Below are 17,974 nucleotides of genomic sequence, written 5' to 3'. Positions count from 1 at the left end.
GATCCCGATCCCGCTGCGGGCTTGGTGCGCTGACGGCAGGGTCTCGGCGTATGTGGTTGGGAAGACGTGTGATTCGATCAGCTGGCACGCCAACTCGGCGGACGCTTCAAACTCGTCGCGCCTGACCGTGCAGCGGGCCAGCACGTCACCCGCCACCGCGCCCATCTCGGCGACGGGTAGCTCGGTGGTGGGATGGTCGCGTCGGGCATCCGTGCGCAGACGGCTCGCGCGCGCGACGTAACCCGAGCAGCCGAGGTCGTGAGCATCCTACTGGGAGAGAACGGCGGCCCCGGCGAACCGGTCATCGACGACGGTGTTGCGCAAGGTCAGTTCAGCTACCTCGGCGACGTCGGCCGCGACGGAGCGCCGTTCGGCCACGTCGACGTTCAAACATGAGTATTACCACCGTCATGTCTTCGCGGCGAACACGGACCTCGTTGCAGCAGTTGATAAATGGATACGCTACGACGATAAGCAGAGGCCTCATTGATCGCATTCCTCGCCAGCGGCAACGGCGCCGGCTAGGCCTTTATCCCTGCCGGAGAGGACGGGAACGCACCAGCGTCGGCCACCAGAACCACGGCCCGAGGATCCGCAGGATGCACGGCACCACGAATGAACGCACAATCAGCGTGTCGAGCAGCAGGCCGATGCATATGGTTGAGCCCACCTGACCGATAGTGCGGAGATCACTGGTCAGCATTGCCAGCATGGTGAACGCGAACACCAAACCCGCCGACGTCACCACACCACCGGTGCTTCCGAGCGCGCGAATGAGACCGGTGTGGATTCCTGCGTGCAGCTCCTCTTTGACCCGAAGGATCAACAGGAGGTTGTAGTCCGAACCCACCGCCACCAGGATGACGAACGTGAGCGGCAACACCAACCAGTGCAGAGGCAGGCCGATGACGTGTTGCCAAATGAGTATGGAGAGCCCGAACGCCCCGGCGTAGGAGAAGGCCACCGTGCTGGGGATGACCAAGGCGGCCATCAGACTTCGCGTGAGTAACAACATGATCAAGAAGATCAGCATGAAGGCGGCGATCGCCACGGTAAGAAGATCCGATGCGGCGTATTGCTTGATGTCCTTATTGGTTGCTCCGGAACCGCCGATATAAACTTTCGCGCCGGCCAGCGAGGTCTCTTTGAGCGCCACGGTTATGGCGGTGGGGAACTGTTCGACATGTTCCACGCCTTCGGGGCCCATGGCGTCCCCCTCGTGAGTGACGATGATCCGGGCGGCCTTGCCATCCGGCGACATCATGAGCTGCATGCCCGTCTTGACGTCGTCGTTCGCGAAGCCTTCATGGGGCATGTAGAAGAAGTCATCGCTGCGCGCCCGGTCGAAGTCGAGCCCCACATTGACCAGGTCGTCGAATGTCTGGTCCGTCTGTGTGGACTGCAGTGCCGACTGGCCGTAGGTGCTGACTAGAAGAGCGGCTAAAGCGTCCGAGTCGTCGGCCGTGAGTTTCAGCTGCGTGATGATTTGCGGAAGAGTTTTATCGATGACCTCGAGAGACGTGACGGCGTCCTTGATGTCGTCGGCCAGCTTGTCGAGGCCGTCGACTGCCTCGAACAGTGATCGAAATGTGTAGCAAACGGGTATGTCGAAACAGTGCCGCTCCCAATAGAAATAGCTGCGGATCGGCCGGAAGAAGTCTTCGAGATTCGAGAGCTCCGACCTCAAGTCGTCGGTGACGAGTTGTATGTCCTGCAGGGTGAGAACCGTCTTGTGCAACTCATCCGACATCGTTTGGAAGAAGGCGATCTCTTTCCGCAGGACCGCGACGGTGTGCTCGGTAATCTGTGCCTGCTGGTCCGTATTGGCGTTTTGCTGCTTGGTGAAGGGGAGCTGTTGACCGCTCCCGCTGCCCTGGGTGGTGAACAAGTAGGGGATCGTGGCATGTTCCAGTGGTCGACCCAGTGGCCTGGTGATGCTTTGCACCATCGCGACGCCGGGAAGACGGGTGAGGCTCTTGGCCACCCGGTCCAATGAGATGAAATCGGCCGAATTCCGCATATCGTGATCCGTCTCGATCATCAGCATCTCGGAGAACAGCTGGCTCTTCGGGAAGTGTCGATCGGCCGCCGCAAATCCCAGATTGGCGGGGGAATTGTGCGGCTGGTACTGACGGTCGTCGTAGTTCTGCCGGTACGTCGGCACGAAGATCGCCCCGAGCAGCACGGCGGCGGCACTGCCCGCCAGTATTGGCACCGGCCAACGCACCACGCTCGTCGCGATCCGACGATACAGATGCGCCTCGGCCCTTTCCCTCGGGTCGAAGAGCCCGAAACGGCTGCCCACGGTCAATATGGCCGGGCCGAGGGTCATCGCCGCCATGATCGTGAACAGCATGGCAATGGCAACGGCCGGTCCCATGGTGTGGAAGTAGTTGAGTCGCGCGAAAACCAGGCAGAAACACGCCCCCGCGATCGTCAGCCCCGAGCCGATGATGATGGGCGTGACACCCTTGTACGCGGTGTAGAACGCGTCTTCCCTGCTTTCGCCGGCCCGTCGTGCCTCGTGATAGCGGCCCAGCAAGAAGATGCCGTAGTCCGTCCCCGCTCCCAGGGTCAGCGCGACGACGATGTTCACGGCGAATGACGAGAGCTCGATGTACCCGAGATGCCCGAGGGTTGCGATAACGCCCTTCGCGATCAGCATCTCGATCAGGACTCCGAGCAAGGGCACCAGCAGGGTGATGATGGAGCGGTAGACGAGGAGCAACGTCGCGGTGATGAGGATGATCGTCACGATCGTGATGTCGTCCAAGCTTGCATTGGCAATAGCCACTGTGTCCGAGGCGAGCGGAGCCGCGCCGCTGACATAGACCTTGAGCCCGGGTGGCGGTGTGTCCTTCGCGACGATATCCCTAACGGCGTCAACTGACCGATTCGCTTGCAACTGGCCGATATCGCCCGCGAGACGCAACAGCACGTAAGCGGCCTTGCCGTCGAGGCTCTGCGCCCCCGCCGCGGTAAGCGGCTTCCCCCACAGATCCATGACGTACTGCACATGCTTGGGGTCCTGCTTGAGGCGGCGCAGAAGATCGTCGTAATACCGATGGTCGACGTCGCCGAGCGGCCGGTCGGCTTCCAAGACGAGCATGGTCAGATTGGTCGAATCGGACTCGTGGAACTTCTCGCCGATTGCCAGCAACGCCCGCTGCGACGGTGCGTAGTGCGGGACCATCGGCCCCGCGAGTTCTTCGGCGACCCTCTCCACCTGCGGCATGAGGGTGTTCGTCGACAAAGCAAGCAGCGCCCAGAAGGCGATGATCGGTATGGCGAGGACGCGGACCATTCTGGGGACGAAGGGGCGTCTCACCCGATGCTCGCTCATGCGGATTTCACCCTGCACATGACCTGGGCATCCTGATGGGTATCGGACTTTTCGTCGCGGACAACGCCATTCACCAGCATCCGGCAGCCGAGTTCACCGCCGTGAACCTGCGCCGAGATGCTGCCGGACACCACGGTGAGCGTGGTTGTTTCCGTGTGCGACCACGGCAAGGTCGTCAGATCAACCCGATGCGGATGCCCGTCGATGTCCAGGTAGACGAGCATTCCCCCTTGCCCGGCGGAGCCGAACACCTCGTAAGTGAGCTGTTTGGTATTGAACTGTGGGGGTGCTGCCGGGCCATTAACTGTGATGACGGGCAGGGGATTAGAGAACTGGTGCACTTTCCACATGCCGACCGCACCCACGCTGACCGCGACGACGGCGACCAAAGGCATCCAGACGCGCGCCAAGACAGTCCTGCCGGCCGAACGAGGACTCATCCGATCACCTTTCGGACATCCCCTGCCAGGCTTCGCGCGCTCTGTGCGACTACGTCACACACCCGAGCGCCTATCGCAAGGTTCCACTGGACGGCCATGCGCTCACGATGCCGTTTCACGTGCGCGCTGTCGTCGATGCTGGCAGCTAACAGACATGGGTGACAGCTGGAAAACTGATACCTTGCTACCCAGACCAGCAAACTTGCAGCTAACAGGCATGGGTGACCGCCGGAGAACTGATACCGTGCTACCCAGACCAGCAAAGCCGGGGATGTGCTGCCCCCAAGCCGGGAGTCAAGGCGTGACGACTGAGACAACCACCGCGGAGTCAGGCACCGCGCGCGCATCGCTGCGCGCGGTGGTGGCCGACGACGAAACGCTGTTGCGCGAGGGTCTGGCCAGCCTGCTGGAGCGCTCTGGTTTCACAGTCGTCGGTCAGGTCGGCAACGCCGTCGAGCTCCTTGCGCTGGTGCGGGATACCAACCCGGATGTGGTGATCGTGGATATCCGGATGCCGCCCACCCACACCACCGAGGGTCTGGAGGCCGCCCGGGTGATCCGGCAGGAACTTCCCGACACGGGAATTCTGGTGCTCTCCGCGTACGTCGACGTCGAGCATGCGATAGAGCTGTTGGCCAGCGGCAACGGGATCGGCTATCTACTCAAAAGCCGGGTCACCGATGTCGCGGATTTTGTCGACACCCTGCGGCGGATAGCAAAGGGCGCGTCTGTAGTCGACCCGGCGGTCGTCCAGGAGTTGGTGTCCGGGCGGCGCCGCGACGATCCCCTGGCGGTACTGTCTCCACGCGAACTCGAGGTGCTGGGGTTGATGGCCGAGGGCCGGTCCAATGCCGGCATCGCGCGACGTCTGTGGGTAACCGAGGGCACCGTCGAAAAGCACGTCCGCAGCATCCTGACCAAACTCGCCTTACCCGAGACCGACGATGACCATCGCCGCGTCCGCGCGGTCATCACGTTTCTCGACTCCCGTTGAGAGTGAGAGCTCAGGCCGGTTCGGCGAGGTCCTGCGCGTTGTCATAGCTCGGCGGGATAACGCGTCCCGCCCGAGAACCGTCGATGCATTAACGCGCCGGGCCGGGTTCCTGCTAGCTTCCATGCGGTTCGCTCGCTCCCACTCCACACTTGTCGGGTGGGAGCTGATCGGCGAACGCGTTGCGTGATTGTCGACGACAATCGCGAGTTCCTAGACGCGGCAGCACAGTTGCTCGAACACCAGGGAATCAGCGTGGTCGCGGTGGCAACGTCCTTCGCGGAAGGGCTGCAGTGCATCAAGGATCTGCGGCCGGATGTAACGCTGGTCGATATCGATCTCGGCGAGGAAAGCGGTTTTGACGTTGTCGAGCAGCTGCACCGAAACGGATCCGGCGCCGCGGTCCCGACGATCTTGATCTCCACGCACGCCGAGGAGGACTTCGCTGAATTGGTCGCCGCCAGCCCGGCCGTAGCTTTCATCCCCAAATCTGCCCTATCCGGCAGCGCGATCCGGGAGGCCCTGGGGCTCGCCGGATAGCGGCGACCCGTCGCGGGCCTGAAGACGACGCCGCTTCGGTAGCGGCCGCATCGCCGCTCGCAGCGATATTCCGGCTTGACCGCGGAACCGGTGTTCAAAACTGTTGGCCCAGTTCATCTCTGATCCCTCATCCAGGTCTCAACGCGATACCTGCTAGCCCGACAAGTGGAGTGACGTTGCCGCCAATGATATTTCGGTTTCACTCCGTAAAACTCAGGCCATGACCAACAGAGTTCTCGTCATCGGCAGTACAGGCAAGACTGGCAAGCGCGTCGTCACCCAGCTCGAAGCGCGCGGCGTGCCCGTCCGGCACGGCTCACGCTCGGCGCAGATCCCGTTCGACTGGTCGGACGAGCAGACCTGGGCCCCGGCACTGGCCGGCGTCGATGCGGCTTACATCACCTACGCACCCAATCTCGCGGTGCCGGGCTCGGTGGAGGCCGTCCGGGCCCTGACCGGCCTTGCCAACCGGGCCGGTGTGCGCAGGCTGGTGCTGCTGGCCGGGCTTGGTGAGGAGCAGGCGATGCGGGCCGAGGACGTCGTCAGGAGCTGCGGGCTGGAGTGGACGATCGTGCGGGCCACCTGGTTCTCCCAGAACTTCAGCGAGGGCGACTTCGTGGACGATGTACGCGGCGGCACGGTGGCATTGCCAGTCGGCGATGTGGCGGTGGCGTTCGTGGACGCCGATGACATCGCCGATGTCGCGGTCGCCGCGCTGACCGACGAGCGCCACATAGGCCAAACATACGAGCTGACCGGCCCGCGGCTGATGACCTTCGCCGACGCCGTCGGCGAGATCGCCGCGGCCACGGGCCGACAGCTGCAGTTCGTGCCGGTACCGATCGACGACTACGTCGCCACGCTGACCGGCTACGGCGTGCCCGAAGACACGGTGTGGCTGCTGCGGTACCTGTTCACCACCGTGCTCGACGGCCGCAATGCGAAGCTCGCCGACGGTGTGCAACGCGCGCTTGGGCGGGAGCCGAAGGATTTCGCCGACTTCGCCCGGCAGACCGCGGCGACCGGCATATGGACGCCCCAGTAACGACTCGGTGGCCCGGATCTGGGCCGATCACGGCCTTAAGCCGTGGCGATGGATGCCGCGCCAGCCGTTGGATCGCACCCAGCCTTCAGCTGGCTCGCTAATCAACTGCCATTCCGTTGTAGGGAATCGTGATGTCGATGGTTGTCCCGCCGCCGACAGGACTGGCCACATCCATTCTGCCGCCGAGTGTCTCGATACGGTCGTTGAGCCCGATAAGCCCGGAACCGCTACGCGAGTCGGCCCCGCCGATCCCGTCGTCGGAGATGAACAGCACGAGGCTCTCGTCGGTGGTGTGGGCCCGTACCTTGACCTCGGAGGCCTGAGCGTGCTTGGCGGCGTTGGTCAGCGCCTCTGCGACCACGTAGTACGCGGCGACCTCCAGCGAGTCGGGCAACCGGCGCTTGATCGCGAGGTCCAGGTTGACGGGCACCGGTGACCGGCGCGCCAGCGTCTTGAACCCGGCGGGCAGACCACCCGTCGACAGGACCGCCGGATGAATGCCGCGGGAGATCTGCTGCAGGTCTTGGAACACGTCGGTCAAACTCGAAACTGCCTCGGAAATCGAGGTTTTCAGGTCAGTGCACTCGGGTGGCACCGACTCCTCAGCCAGCCGAAGTTTCAGTCCGAGCGCGACCAGCCGTTGCTGGGCTCCGTCGTGGATATCGCGTTCCAGGCGTCGGCGGGCGTGATCGGCGGCGGCAACGATCCTGGCCCTCGATGCGATCAGGTCCGCCCGGGTGGTGGCGGCCGCAATCGCGGTCGCGACCAGCTCGGCGAACTCGGCGATGCGTGCCTCGGTATCCGGCGGCAACGGGTCGGAGTCCTTGGTGGTGACGACGGCTATCCCCCACACCCGCTCATCCACCACAATCGGGGCCCCGACGCACGATCGGATACCCAACTCGCGAACGCGTTTGGCGATGGGGCCCACGGCGCCCTCCTGGCTGTCCATCCGCGCGGCCTGTCCGGTGCGCCACACCCGCTCCGAAAGGTTGTTGCCCTCGGTGCTGACGCGTTTCCCCACTGCATGATGCGCCGCCCCTTGGGCGGCGTGGGAGGCAACGATGACGATCGCCGCGCCGTCGTCCTCGTACCGGAGCAGCTCTGCGTTGCCCACATCCAGGCAGTTGGCCATCTCCTCGGCCACCGCCGAGAACACTTCCGACTGACTGACCCCGCGCGCGACCAATGTTGCGACCCGCCGCAACGCGGCCTGCTGCCTGGCCAGCACGCTGAGGCTTTCGGCGAGCTCGCGCAGGCTGTCGCGGCTGGACTGCAGGTCGGCCCTGGTCCCCGCGTTTGCGATCGAGGTACCCACCAGATCGGCGAAATCGGCCATGCGCGTCTCGGTCTCGGCGGGCAGTGGGCCGGTTCCCGACGCCACGCTAACCACGCCCCAGACTTGCGGCCCGAGCACGATGGGAACACCGACCCGGCACCGCACACCCATCTCGCGGATGCGTGCGGCAGTGGCATCGGTCGGGCCGGCCGGTGCGGCAAATCATCGCCGCAATGTGGTCGCCGGCCATGGGGAACCGCTCCCCGACGGCCGGCTTGGAGCGGAGCTCCAGCTGGGCTCGTCCGAGCGCCTCAATGACGATCTCATCGCCGTTGAAGCGACCCATCGTCGCATTGTAGGCGTTTAGGCACACGGCCGCCTCCGCGGCAAACACCTCAGCGGGTTCCGCCTCGCGCGCGACCAGTCCCGCCAACCGCCGCAATCCCATCTGCTGCCGGGCGAGCTGATGCAGGCGGTCGCGGCTGGCATTCAGTTGTTCGGCGCCGCGGTGTTGGCGACCGCGATCGCTATCAGAGCGGCGAAGTCCGCGACGCGCGCCTCGGTGTCGGATCGGGATACCGAGATCCGTACGGACCCCCGGTTCGTAATTGGTTTCCTCGGTCCAGCTTCCGGTGTTTTCCAAGCCCTCTTCGCGCGCGGGCTGCCCGGTGCTCAACACCGCCGGCATGCTCAGCGCCATAGCGGCGTGAATCCGCCGGACTGTCAGCCCGCAAGACGCATGGCCTCCTTCAGGCGCGCCGGCGCAGCGAGACCAGGAACGACTCGACGGCCTCGCGGTACGCCTGCGGCGCTTCGTCGTGCACTAGGTGGCCGGCTTCGCCAACGCGTAAATATGTGGTGGGGCAATCGCTTCGGACCATCGAGGCCATCTGGCCCGGTGGAGTGACGGAGTTGCCGGCTTCGAGCAACAACGCCGGCGCCCGGACCGCCAGCCACTGCTCCCAGTAATCTCGGGTACCCCACTCGGCGGCGATCTCGATCCATCGCGAGGTATGACCGTGTAACCGCCAACCGGTGTCGGTGCGGTCGAAGGACTCCAGAAAATACTGGCCGGCCACGGGTCCGAATTCGTTGAATACCTGTTGCGCAGTGTCGAATTCGACCGGAAGTGCATGCAACCACGGCTCCCACGGACCTGTGGTGCGGCCGCGGAAGTCGGGCGCCATGTCCTCGAGCACCAGCGCTGAAACCAACTCGGGGCGCGCCGCGGCCACACACCAGGAGTGCAGGGCCCCCATCGAATGCCCCACCAGCCGTACCGGCGTCCCCAATGTGGTTATCGCGTCAGTGAGATCGGCGACGAAGCGTTCGGTGCTGATCGGGTGTGGGTCCTCGACGTCGCGGCCGCGGTGCCACGGCGCGTCGTAGGTGTAGACGGTGCCCAGCCGGGTCAGCCAGGGCAGCTGACGCGACCAGGTGGTGCCGCGGCCCATCAGGCCGTGCACCAATATCAACGGCTCCCCTCGCCCGCCCCGGCAGGTCAACAGATCGGTGGGCATAGCACCATCTTGCGTGCCCCGCCCAGGGGCAGGACAGGGCAGGGGGCGGGGTAGCCTAGCGAACATGCCGCCAGTGGTGAAGATCAACGCAATTGAAGTACCCGCAGATGCTGGCCCCGAGCTGGAAAAGCGGTTCGCCCACCGCGCACACGCAGTGGACAACCAGCCCGGCTTCCTCGGCTTTCAGCTGCTGCGCCCGGTGAAGGGTGAGAACCGCTATTTCGTCGTGACACACTGGGAGTCCGATGAAGCATTCCAGGCGTGGGCGAGTGGGCCCGCCGTCGAAGCGCATGCTGGTCAGCGTGCCAACCCGGTGGCGACCGGCGCATCGTTGCTCGAGTTCGAGGTTGTCATGGACGTTGCGGGGAGCAAGCCGACTGAATAGGCGACGTCCCGCACGACAGCGCGTGCTGGCCGTGACCGCGGTCGCCGCACTGGTTGCCACCCTGGCACCGGGTTGCTCGTCGTCGCCGGCACCGCAGGCGAACGCGGCCAACTCGGGACGGGCGATCGACACCCGGACACCTCCCGGGCTGCGGGCCCAGCAGACCGTGGACATGCTCAACTCCGACTGGCCGATCGGCCCGATCGGGGTTGGCACGCTGGCCGCGCCCAATGAGGTGGACTCGGTCGAAAAGACCATGGAAGAACTGTGGTGGGATCGCCCGTTCAACCTCGACGGAGTAGACATCAGCGCCAGCGTCGCCACGCTGCACCTCACCTCGTCCTATGGCGCGCGACAAGACATCCGGATCCACACCGACGACGTCGGCCGGGTCGATCGATTCGAGCTCGACACACTGGCACCGACGATCACCTCGTGGCGTGACATCGACGCGACACTGAGCAAAACCGGTGCGCGCTACTCCTACCAGGTCGCCAAGGTCGACGGGACCCCTCAAGGCCACTGCGATCCCGTGATGGGCACCAATACCGTCGAATCTCTGCCGCTGGCATCGATTTTCAAGTTGTACGTGTTGCACGCCCTGGCGGGCGCGGTGCGCAACCACACGGTGTCCTGGGACGATCAGCTGACGGTCACCGACAAGAGCAAGGCGGTGGGCTCTTCGGGGCTGGGACTCGCTGTCGGCGACCATGTTTCGGTGCGGACCGCGGCCGCCAAGATGATCGCCAACAGTGACAACATGGCCACCGACCTGCTGATCGAAAGAATGGGCACGCACGCCATCGAAGAGGCGCTGGCCACGGCCGGCCATCACGATCCGGCCAGCATGACTCCCTTCCCCACTATGTACGAGCTGTTCTCCATCGGCTGGGGTGAGCCGGATCTGCGCAGCCAGTGGCAACAAGCCACCCCGCAGGTCCGCGCCCAGCTGCTGGCGCAGGCGAATTCTGCTCCCTACCAACCTGATCCGGCCCGCGCCCACACCCCGGCCTCGGCCTTCGGGGCGGAGTGGTACGGCAGCGCCGAAGACATCTGCCGAGTTCACGCGGCCCTGCAGGCCGAGGCCGTCGGCGAGGCCGCGCCCGTCAAGCAGATCCTCTCCGCCGTGTCGGGCATCCAGCTGGACCGCAACGTTTGGCCGTACATCGGCGCGAAAGCCGGTGGCTTGCCGGGTGATCTGACCTTCAGCTGGTACGCCGTCGACAAGACGCAGCAACCGTGGGTGGTCAGCTTTCAGCTGAACTGGCCCCGCGACCACGGGCCGAAGGTGACCGGCTGGATGTTGCAGGTCGCCAAGCGGGCGTTCGCACTGGTCGCACCGCAGTAATCAGGGCAGCCGCAGCGTCCAGCAGCCGTTGCGGTAATGCATCGACGTGCGGCCAAGCGGTGCGATGTCGATGCGCCAGAACGACTTCGGCGGGATATCGAGGGCCGCCACGATCGCCGCCCGAATCACCGCCGGGTGCGTCACCGCAACCGTGCGCGACGGGCCTTCGATCGACGACGCCAGCCACCCGGCCACCCGCTCGGTGAACTCGACGATGGACTCACCGCCGTGCGGCGCCCGAACCGGATCGGTGAGCCACACCTCGAGGTCGGCCGCGGGTATGGCCCCGAGGGTGCGCCCGCGCCAGCGCCCGCAGTCGAGATCGGCCAGCCGCGGCTCGGTTGCGGCGGCCAAGCCGAGCAGCTCCGCGGTTTGACGGGCGCGCAGCTCGGGGCCGACCAGGTGTCGCGAGTCGCGAATATCAAGGCCCGCAGCAACTTCGGCCTGTCGGCGGCCCGCGTCGTTGAGCGGCTCGTCGGCCGGAAAACGTACCGCCGCCATCGCATCGGTCATCGCGTGCGACACCAGCGTCAGCCGTACGACCTCCGTCACGCCGCGATGCTCGATACCCGTCCACTCTCGGCGCGCTCGCCCAGCAACCGCCCGGCGAGCGTCGCGAAGACCAGGCCGATGCTCACCCAGAGCAACAGCTGCGTGCCAAGCGACAGCACCCTGAATTCGTAGAGGACATCCGCGGGAAAGCCCGGATAGATGATCGCGCCCGAGGCGTCGCGCAACGGTTCGGGCGTCTCGTCCACCGTCGGCAGCAGCACCATCACCAGCGCGACGGCCACCAGGTAGGCCCCGGCCGCGATCAGCCGTGAATTCCATGCGCCGAATCGGTCAACCAACCGTCGGGACAGCCATCCCGCCGCGATCGCCAGCAGCACCGAGGCCAGCACCATCAGCAAATACCAGCCGGTGCGCGCCCCGATCGTGTCGGACTGGCCGACCGCGGGAGGATTCGGCGGGTATTTCAGGAACGGGACCAGGTACACCGACACGAAGGCCCCGGCCGCCAGCAGCAGCGAAAGCTGCCGTGGCGCAGGGCTTTCCGCGCGGCCTGTGGCGCGCGCATACACGACGCAGAACAGCACCGCGAACAATGCGCCCATCGCGAGACCGAAGAGCAGCACACCAAAACCCAGTCCGGGGTTGGCCTGCACGCCACGGGTGAACAGCTCGACGCCGTGTTCGTGCACACCGTGCGCATTCTCGGCGTCGGTTCGACCGTTCTCAAACGCGATCGCGCGGGCAATTACGGGTTCGGCACACAGGCGGGCGAATATGAATGCCAGCACGGCGCCGATAGCGCCCGCCAGCAGCCCGCGTCCGATCAGACGCTTCTCCACGCCGGGTCAGTGGCAGGGGAAGCCGAGGAGGTGGCGTGCATCGTGCACGAATTCGTGCACATGCATGTCGCTGCCGAACAGCGACACCGCACCCTGGTCGACGCCGACGAAGTAAATCGCCAACAACGCCAGGAAGGTGGTTGCTGCCAACCAGAGCGCGGCACTTGCCGCCGACAAATCAATTGCGCGCGTGCCGGTCGTCTCGGTACTGGACACTGCTGACTCCTTCTGGGAATGACGCGTCCCACCTCGGTGGACGGGTTACGGGTCTGACTTTCCACAGTGGCGCGACCGTTCTGGAATTTCACCAGATTCCGTTGCCCATCCGAAAAAAACTGATAACGATCGCCAGTCTAAACGGACGCGGCGATGGAACAAACAATCACTGCTGCGCGGGCCCGCCACCGTAGCCGAGCTGGCTGGCGGTGTACTTCGCTCCATCCGTAACCGGCACCGCCTCCACGGCCGTGCCGTAGGCACAGATCTCGGTCCAGACGTCGCCGATTTCGGTGGTATCGAATCGCATCGCGACGATCGCGTTGCCGCCGCGGTTGCGCGCCTCGGAGATCAGCCGGCCCATCGCCTCGTTGCGGCTCTCCGCGAGGTTCTTGGTCATCCCTTGCAGCTCCCCGCCGAACATGGCCTGAAGCCGGCGCCCATCTGGGAGAACGCATTTCGCGATCGAACGGTCAGCCCGAACACTTCGCCGCAGACGCGCCGTATCTCCCAGCCCGGCAGGTCATTGGTGGTGACGATCAGCACAGGTAAGCCCCTTAGCCCTCAGCACAGCAAAACGGGTGGTTAGTCCGGTCAGAGACTAGACCGGTAGTGGCGACCCGCTTCGCCCGGCTCCGCCGCGCTCGCGATCGCCACGCCACCCGTTTTGCTGTAGTGCTACTGGTTCTCGGGAGCGGCGTGCGCCCCGGCTTTCTGCAGCTCCGGCTCGGCCGGCGGCTTGCGTGCTCCGACGAAGGTGAACACCGCGTCCTCGCCGGTGCCCTCGCCGTCCCAGTTGTCCACGTCGACCGTGACGATCTGTCCGGGTCCGACCTCGTCGAAGAGGATCTTCTCGGACAGCTGGTCCTCGATCTCGCGCTGGATGGTGCGCCGCAGCGGGCGAGCACCCAGCACCGGGTCGAAGCCGCGCTTGGCCAGCAACGACTTGGCCTTGTCGGTCAGCTCCATCGCCATGTCCTTGCTCTTCAGCTGCTTGCCGACGCGCTCGATCATCAGATCGACCATCTGGATGATCTCGTCGCGAGTCAGCTGGTGGAAGACGATGATGTCGTCGATGCGGTTCAGGAACTCCGGGCGGAAGTGCTTCTTCAGCTCGTCGTTGACCTTCTGCTTCATCCGCTCGTAGTCGTTCTCCCCGCCACCCTGGGTGAAGCCCAGGCCGACCGGCTTGGAGATGTCCGACGTACCGAGGTTCGAGGTGAAGATCAGCACGGTGTTCTTGAAGTCGACCGTGCGGCCCTGTCCGTCGGTGAGCCGGCCATCCTCGAGGACCTGCAACAGGCTGTTGTAGATCTCCTGGTGTGCCTTCTCGATCTCGTCGAACAGCACCACGGAAAACGGCTTGCGGCGCACCTTCTCGGTGAGTTGACCACCCTCCTCGTAGCCGACGTATCCCGGCGGGGCGCCGAACAACCGCGACGCGGTGAACCGGTCGTGGAACTCGCCCATGTCGATCTGGATGAGCGCGTCGTCGTCGCCGAACAGGAAGTTGGCCAGCGCCTTGGACAGCTCGGTCTTACCGACGCCGGACGGGCCGGCGAAGATGAACGAGCCGGACGGGCGCTTGGGGTCCTTCAACCCGGCGCGGGTGCGGCGGATCGCCTTGGACACGGCCTTGACCGCATCCACCTGGCCGATGATCCGCTTGTGCAGCTCGTCTTCCATCCGCAGCAACCGGGTGGTCTCCGCTTCGGTGAGCTTGAACACCGGGATGCCGGTCCAGTTACCCAGCACCTCGGCGATCTGCTCGTCGTCGACCTCGGCGACCACGTCGAGATCGCCTGAACGCCACTGCTTTTCGCGCTCGGTCCGCTGGGCGACCAGCTGCTTCTCCCGGTCGCGAAGGCTGGCGGCCTTCTCGAAGTCCTGGGCGTCGATCGCCGATTCCTTCTCCCGGCGCGCGTCGGCGATCTTCTCGTCGAACTCGCGCAGGTCTGGCGGCGCGGTCATCCGGCGGATGCGCATCCGGGCGCCCGCCTCGTCGATCAGGTCGATCGCCTTGTCCGGCAGGAACCGGTCGTTGATGTAACGGTCGGCCAGGGTGGCGGCGGCGACCATCGCGGAATCGGTGATCGAAACCCGGTGGTGTGCCTCGTAGCGGTCGCGCAGGCCCTTGAGGATCTCGATGGTGTGCTCCACCGTCGGCTCCCCCACCTGCACCGGCTGGAAGCGACGCTCCAGGGCGGCGTCCTTCTCGATGTACTTGCGGTACTCGTCGAGCGTGGTGGCGCCGATGGTCTGCAACTCACCGCGGGCCAGCTTCGGCTTGAGGATCGACGCGGCATCGATCGCGCCCTCGGCGGCACCGGCACCCACCAGGGTGTGCAGCTCGTCGATGAACAGGATGATGTCGCCGCGGGTGTTGATCTCCTTGAGCACCTTCTTCAGCCGCTCCTCGAAGTCACCGCGGTAGCGGCTGCCCGCGACCAGCGACCCCAGGTCCAGCGTGTAGAGCTGCTTGTCCTTCAGCGTCTCGGGCACCTCGCCATGCACGATGGCCTGCGCCAGACCCTCGACCACGGCGGTCTTGCCGACGCCCGGCTCGCCGATCAGCACCGGGTTGTTCTTGGTGCGCCGGCTCAACACCTGCATCACCCGCTCGATTTCCTTCTCGCGGCCGATGACGGGGTCCAGCTTGCCTTCCATCGCGGCAGCCGTCAGGTTGCGCCCGAACTGGTCGAGCACCAACGACGTCGACGGGCTGCCCGACTCGCCGCCGCGGCCACCGGTACCGGCCTCCGCGGCCTCCTTGCCCTGGTAGCCGCTCAGCAGCTGAATCACCTGCTGGCGCACCCGGGTCAACTCGGCGCCCAGCTTGACCAGCACCTGCGCGGCCACGCCCTCACCCTCACGGATCAGGCCCAGCAAAATGTGCTCGGTACCGATGTAGTTGTGGCCCAGCTGCAGCGCCTCGCGCAAGCTCAGCTCGAGCACCTTCTTGGCACGCGGGGTGAACGGGATGTGCCCGGACGGAGCCTGCTGGCCCTGGCCGATGATCTCCTCGACCTGGCTGCGGACGCCCTCGAGCGAGATCCCAAGCGACTCCAGCGACTTCGCCGCGACGCCTTCGCCTTCGTGAATCAGACCCAGCAGGATGTGCTCGGTACCGATGTAGTTGTGGTTGAGCATCCGGGCCTCTTCTTGGGCCAAGACGACCACCCTGCGGGCACGGTCAGTAAATCTTTCGAACATCGGTGGTTACCTGCTCTCCCTCACCATCGGTACTTCATCGTTGTCGGCACAGGGGCCGACAGTGCGTACCTGGTGTCCACTGTAATGGTCGGCCCGTCAGGGTTCTAACCTTGCGGTGCCTTGCCGTTCGGGCCTGGTCGGCTCCATCTGAGGAATCCCCCGGTGGTGACAGAGCCATAGCTGAACAAACGAGATAAACCATCAAATCGTTTCCCCCGAGCGCCCTTGATCGTTTCGCCGCCAGCGAAAACAGAACCGGCGCCCAGGCCTTACGACCGGGCGCCGGTTAACGCTTTGTTAGGTGGCTGCGTGGAATGCGTCGATCACGTCTGCCGGGATGCGGCCACGCGTCGACACGTTGTGCCCGTTTCGGCGGGCCCACTCGCGGATCGCTGCGCTCTGCTCGCGGTCGATCGCCCCACGGCCGCGCCCCGAGCCGGAACGCCCCCGACGACGACCCCCGACGCGGCGGCCGGCGGCCACCCACTGCTTCAGATCACCGCGGAGTTTTGCGGCATTCTTCGTTGAAAGATCAATCTCATAGGTCACCCCGTCAAGCCCGAATTCAACGGTTTCGTCGGCGGCGCCCGCACCGTCGAAATCATCAACCAAGGTGACGGTGACTTTTTTCGCCATTAGCTTACCCTCGCGTTCTTCCTGAGCAGTTGCTGGGCAGTTTGGACCCACTCCCCGGTCACTAATCTGCCATATCAACGCTACATACTCAATCTGAGCGCAACATCGCGTGTTGCGCTTTCAGCTGTGCGGTCGAACAATCGGGAACAAAACTGTCTCTCGAATTGACAGGCCGGTCAAAGTCATCAACAACCGGTCGATACCCATTCCCGTTCCGGTGGTTGGCGGCATCCCATACTCCAGCGCCGCGAGAAAATCTTCATCAAGCAGCATCGCCTCGTCGTCGCCGGCCGCCGCGGCGCGCGCTTGTTCGGCAAATCGTTCGCGCTGGACGACCGGATCGTTTAATTCCGAGTACCCCGTGGCCAGCTCCACTCCGCGCACATAGAGATCCCACTTCTCGGTCACACCCGGGATGCTGCGATGCTGGCGAGTCAAAGGTGTTGTCTCGACAGGGAAATCCTTGACAAACGTGGGCGCGGTCAGCGCATTACCCACCGCGTGTTCCCAGAGTTCTTCGACGAGCTTTCCATGCCCGTAGCCGCGGTCGTCGGGAATCTCGACGCCGAGCCGGTCCGCGATCGCGCGTAGCCGATCGACCGTGGTCTGCGGGGTTATCTCTTCACCGAGCGCCGCAGACAGCGACGGATACATTTGTATCGACGCCCATTCTCCGTCTATGTCGTAGACACTGCCATCTGGCAACGAGAGTTGTCTGGTACCGATCGCCTCGTCGGCCACCTCTTGAATAAGCTCTCGTGTGACGACTGCCGAATCGTCATAGGTTCCGTAGGTCTGGTAGGTCTCCAACATCGAAAATTCCGGAGAATGTGTCGAATCAGAACCTTCGTTTCTGAACACCCGATTTAGCTCGAAGACCTTGTCGAATCCACCGACGATGCATCGCTTCAGGAACAGTTCCGGTGCGATCCTCAGGTAGAGATCGATGTCCAGCGCATTGGAATGCGTGATGAACGGCCGAGCCGCCGCGCCACCGGCCAACGTCTGCAAGATTGGCGTTTCGACTTCGAGAAACCCGCGCCGTTCCAGCGCGTTGCGTATGGCGCGGACAACGGCGATTCGCTGCCGGGCCACCTCACGCGCTTGGGGACGGACGATCAGGTCGACATAACGCTGCCGCACCCGCGATTCTTCGCTCATGTCCTTGTGCGCGACGGGCAGCGGCCGGAGTGACTTGGCCGCGATCCGCCAGGAGTCGGCAAGGACGGACAATTCGCCGCGTCGTGAGCTGATCACGTTGCCGTGCACATAGACGATGTCACCGAGGTCGACGTCGGCTTTCCACGCATCCAGCGATTCCTGGCCGACCTTGTCCAGGCTGATCATTACCTGCAGCGTGGCGCCGTCACCGTCTTGCAGCGTCGCAAAACACAATTTGCCGGAATTGCGCGCGAATATGACCCGCCCCGCCACACCGACGATGTCGTCGGTGGCGGTGTCGACGGCCAAGTCGGGGTGTGCGGCGCGGACCTGCGCCAGCGTGTGGGTGCGTTCAATGGCCACCGGGTAGGGGTCAAGCCCCTCGGCCAACAGCCGAGCGCGCTTGTCCCGGCGAATCCGGAACTGCTCGGGGAGGTCTTGATCGGGGGCACTCACGACGTGCCAGCTTAAATGACTTCGCGCCGGGTCAGCCGCGGGCGTCGCG

General features: G+C 64.7%; 16 protein-coding genes and 2 pseudogenes. 5 read left to right on the top strand and 13 right to left on the bottom strand.

The window, feature by feature from the left end:
- From LMQ14_RS02460 to LMQ14_RS02450, 3 genes and pseudogenes are all read right to left on the bottom strand, one after another.
- Positions 1-381, bottom strand: a pseudogene (locus LMQ14_RS02460) (formate hydrogenase); the annotation flags it as partial.
- 148 nt (positions 382-529) lie between these two features.
- Positions 530-3,304, bottom strand: a complete 2,775-nt coding sequence (locus tag LMQ14_RS02455) for an RND family transporter (RefSeq protein WP_267735315.1) — start codon at positions 3,302-3,304, stop codon at positions 530-532.
- A 35-nt stretch (positions 3,305-3,339) separates the two neighbouring features.
- Positions 3,340-3,783, bottom strand: coding sequence for an MmpS family transport accessory protein (locus LMQ14_RS02450; protein WP_267733269.1), 444 nt, complete (start codon positions 3,781-3,783; stop codon positions 3,340-3,342).
- A gap of 349 nt (positions 3,784-4,132) precedes the next feature.
- Here LMQ14_RS02450 and LMQ14_RS02445 point away from each other — a divergent pair, with 349 nt between their 5' ends.
- The 3 genes from LMQ14_RS02445 (at position 4,133) to LMQ14_RS02435 (ending at position 6,359) form a co-directional block, all read left to right on the top strand.
- Positions 4,133-4,777, top strand: coding sequence for a response regulator transcription factor (locus LMQ14_RS02445; protein WP_420714653.1), 645 nt, complete (start codon positions 4,133-4,135; stop codon positions 4,775-4,777).
- 156 nt (positions 4,778-4,933) lie between these two features.
- Positions 4,934-5,314: a response regulator gene (locus LMQ14_RS02440; protein WP_267733267.1), complete on the top strand. Its 381-nt coding sequence runs from the start codon at positions 4,934-4,936 to the stop codon at positions 5,312-5,314.
- Positions 5,315-5,534: 220 nt separating this feature from the next.
- Complete coding sequence (locus LMQ14_RS02435) at positions 5,535-6,359, top strand: NAD(P)H-binding protein (RefSeq protein WP_267733266.1); 825 nt, start codon at positions 5,535-5,537, stop codon at positions 6,357-6,359.
- Between the two features lie 97 nt (positions 6,360-6,456).
- Here LMQ14_RS02435 and LMQ14_RS02430 read toward each other — a convergent pair whose 3' ends face one another.
- From LMQ14_RS02430 to LMQ14_RS02420, 3 genes are read right to left on the bottom strand one after another with little or no spacing between them, the layout of a single operon-like run.
- Positions 6,457-7,743, bottom strand: a complete 1,287-nt coding sequence (locus LMQ14_RS02430) for a GAF domain-containing sensor histidine kinase (protein WP_267733265.1) — start codon at positions 7,741-7,743, stop codon at positions 6,457-6,459.
- 1 nt (position 7,744) lies between these two features.
- Complete coding sequence (locus LMQ14_RS02425) at positions 7,745-8,338, bottom strand: hypothetical protein (protein ID WP_267733264.1); 594 nt, start codon at positions 8,336-8,338, stop codon at positions 7,745-7,747.
- Positions 8,339-8,387: 49 nt separating this feature from the next.
- On the bottom strand, positions 8,388-9,158 hold the full coding sequence (locus tag LMQ14_RS02420) for an alpha/beta fold hydrolase (RefSeq protein ID WP_267733263.1): 771 nt from the start codon (positions 9,156-9,158) through the stop codon (positions 8,388-8,390).
- Positions 9,159-9,222: 64 nt separating this feature from the next.
- Here LMQ14_RS02420 and mhuD point away from each other — a divergent pair, with 64 nt between their 5' ends.
- Positions 9,223-9,543, top strand: a complete 321-nt coding sequence (gene mhuD / locus LMQ14_RS02415) for a mycobilin-forming heme oxygenase MhuD (RefSeq protein WP_085223283.1) — start codon at positions 9,223-9,225, stop codon at positions 9,541-9,543.
- On the top strand, positions 9,518-10,891 hold the full coding sequence (locus LMQ14_RS02410; protein ID WP_420714596.1) for a serine hydrolase: 1,374 nt from the start codon (positions 9,518-9,520) through the stop codon (positions 10,889-10,891). Before mhuD ends, LMQ14_RS02410 begins: the two co-directional genes overlap by 26 nt.
- On the opposite strand, the gene LMQ14_RS02405 is transcribed toward LMQ14_RS02410, so the two are convergent.
- The 7 genes and pseudogenes from LMQ14_RS02405 to lysS form a co-directional block, all read right to left on the bottom strand.
- Positions 10,892-11,443, bottom strand: coding sequence for a histidine phosphatase family protein (locus tag LMQ14_RS02405; RefSeq protein WP_267733261.1), 552 nt, complete (start codon positions 11,441-11,443; stop codon positions 10,892-10,894).
- Positions 11,440-12,243, bottom strand: a complete 804-nt coding sequence (locus LMQ14_RS02400; protein ID WP_267733260.1) for a CbtA family protein — start codon at positions 12,241-12,243, stop codon at positions 11,440-11,442. Before LMQ14_RS02400 ends, LMQ14_RS02405 begins: the two co-directional genes overlap by 4 nt.
- 6 nt (positions 12,244-12,249) lie before the next feature.
- A complete protein-coding gene (locus LMQ14_RS02395) occupies positions 12,250-12,459 on the bottom strand; it encodes a CbtB domain-containing protein (RefSeq protein WP_267733259.1) in 210 nt (69 codons plus the stop codon).
- Between the two features lie 166 nt (positions 12,460-12,625).
- A pseudogene (locus LMQ14_RS02390) lies at positions 12,626-13,005 on the bottom strand (YbjQ family protein).
- 132 nt (positions 13,006-13,137) lie between these two features.
- Positions 13,138-15,672: an ATP-dependent protease ATP-binding subunit ClpC gene (clpC1, locus tag LMQ14_RS02385; protein ID WP_267733258.1), complete on the bottom strand. Its 2,535-nt coding sequence runs from the start codon at positions 15,670-15,672 to the stop codon at positions 13,138-13,140.
- A gap of 297 nt (positions 15,673-15,969) precedes the next feature.
- Positions 15,970-16,308, bottom strand: coding sequence for a histone-like nucleoid-structuring protein Lsr2 (gene lsr2, locus LMQ14_RS02380; RefSeq protein WP_025736770.1), 339 nt, complete (start codon positions 16,306-16,308; stop codon positions 15,970-15,972).
- Positions 16,309-16,428: 120 nt separating this feature from the next.
- A complete protein-coding gene (gene lysS / locus LMQ14_RS02375; protein WP_267733257.1) occupies positions 16,429-17,925 on the bottom strand; it encodes a lysine--tRNA ligase in 1,497 nt (498 codons plus the stop codon).
- Between the last annotated feature and the right edge of the window lie 49 nt (positions 17,926-17,974).

The sequence above is a fragment of the Mycobacterium sp. Aquia_213 genome, from assembly GCF_026625985.1.
Taxonomy (GTDB): Bacteria; Actinomycetota; Actinomycetes; order Mycobacteriales; family Mycobacteriaceae; genus Mycobacterium.
The sequence above is the reverse complement of the archived record's forward strand: the minus strand, read 5'-3'. Positions and strand labels throughout refer to the sequence as shown.

Excerpts from the sequence above, each read along its gene's own strand:
- LMQ14_RS02420 (WP_267733263.1), bottom strand. The coding sequence starts at position 9,158 with ATGCCCACCGATCTGTTGACCTGCCGGGGCGGGCGAGGGGAGCCGTTG.
- lsr2 (WP_025736770.1), bottom strand. The coding sequence starts at position 16,308 with ATGGCGAAAAAAGTCACCGTCACCTTGGTTGATGATTTCGACGGTGCG.
- LMQ14_RS02425 (WP_267733264.1), bottom strand. The coding sequence starts at position 8,338 with ATGGCGCTGAGCATGCCGGCGGTGTTGAGCACCGGGCAGCCCGCGCGC.
- LMQ14_RS02450 (WP_267733269.1), bottom strand. The coding sequence starts at position 3,783 with ATGAGTCCTCGTTCGGCCGGCAGGACTGTCTTGGCGCGCGTCTGGATG.
- clpC1 (WP_267733258.1), bottom strand. The coding sequence starts at position 15,672 with ATGTTCGAAAGATTTACTGACCGTGCCCGCAGGGTGGTCGTCTTGGCC.
- mhuD (WP_085223283.1), top strand. The coding sequence starts at position 9,223 with ATGCCGCCAGTGGTGAAGATCAACGCAATTGAAGTACCCGCAGATGCT.
- LMQ14_RS02455 (WP_267735315.1), bottom strand. The coding sequence starts at position 3,304 with ATGGTCCGCGTCCTCGCCATACCGATCATCGCCTTCTGGGCGCTGCTT.
- LMQ14_RS02435 (WP_267733266.1), top strand. The coding sequence starts at position 5,535 with ATGACCAACAGAGTTCTCGTCATCGGCAGTACAGGCAAGACTGGCAAG.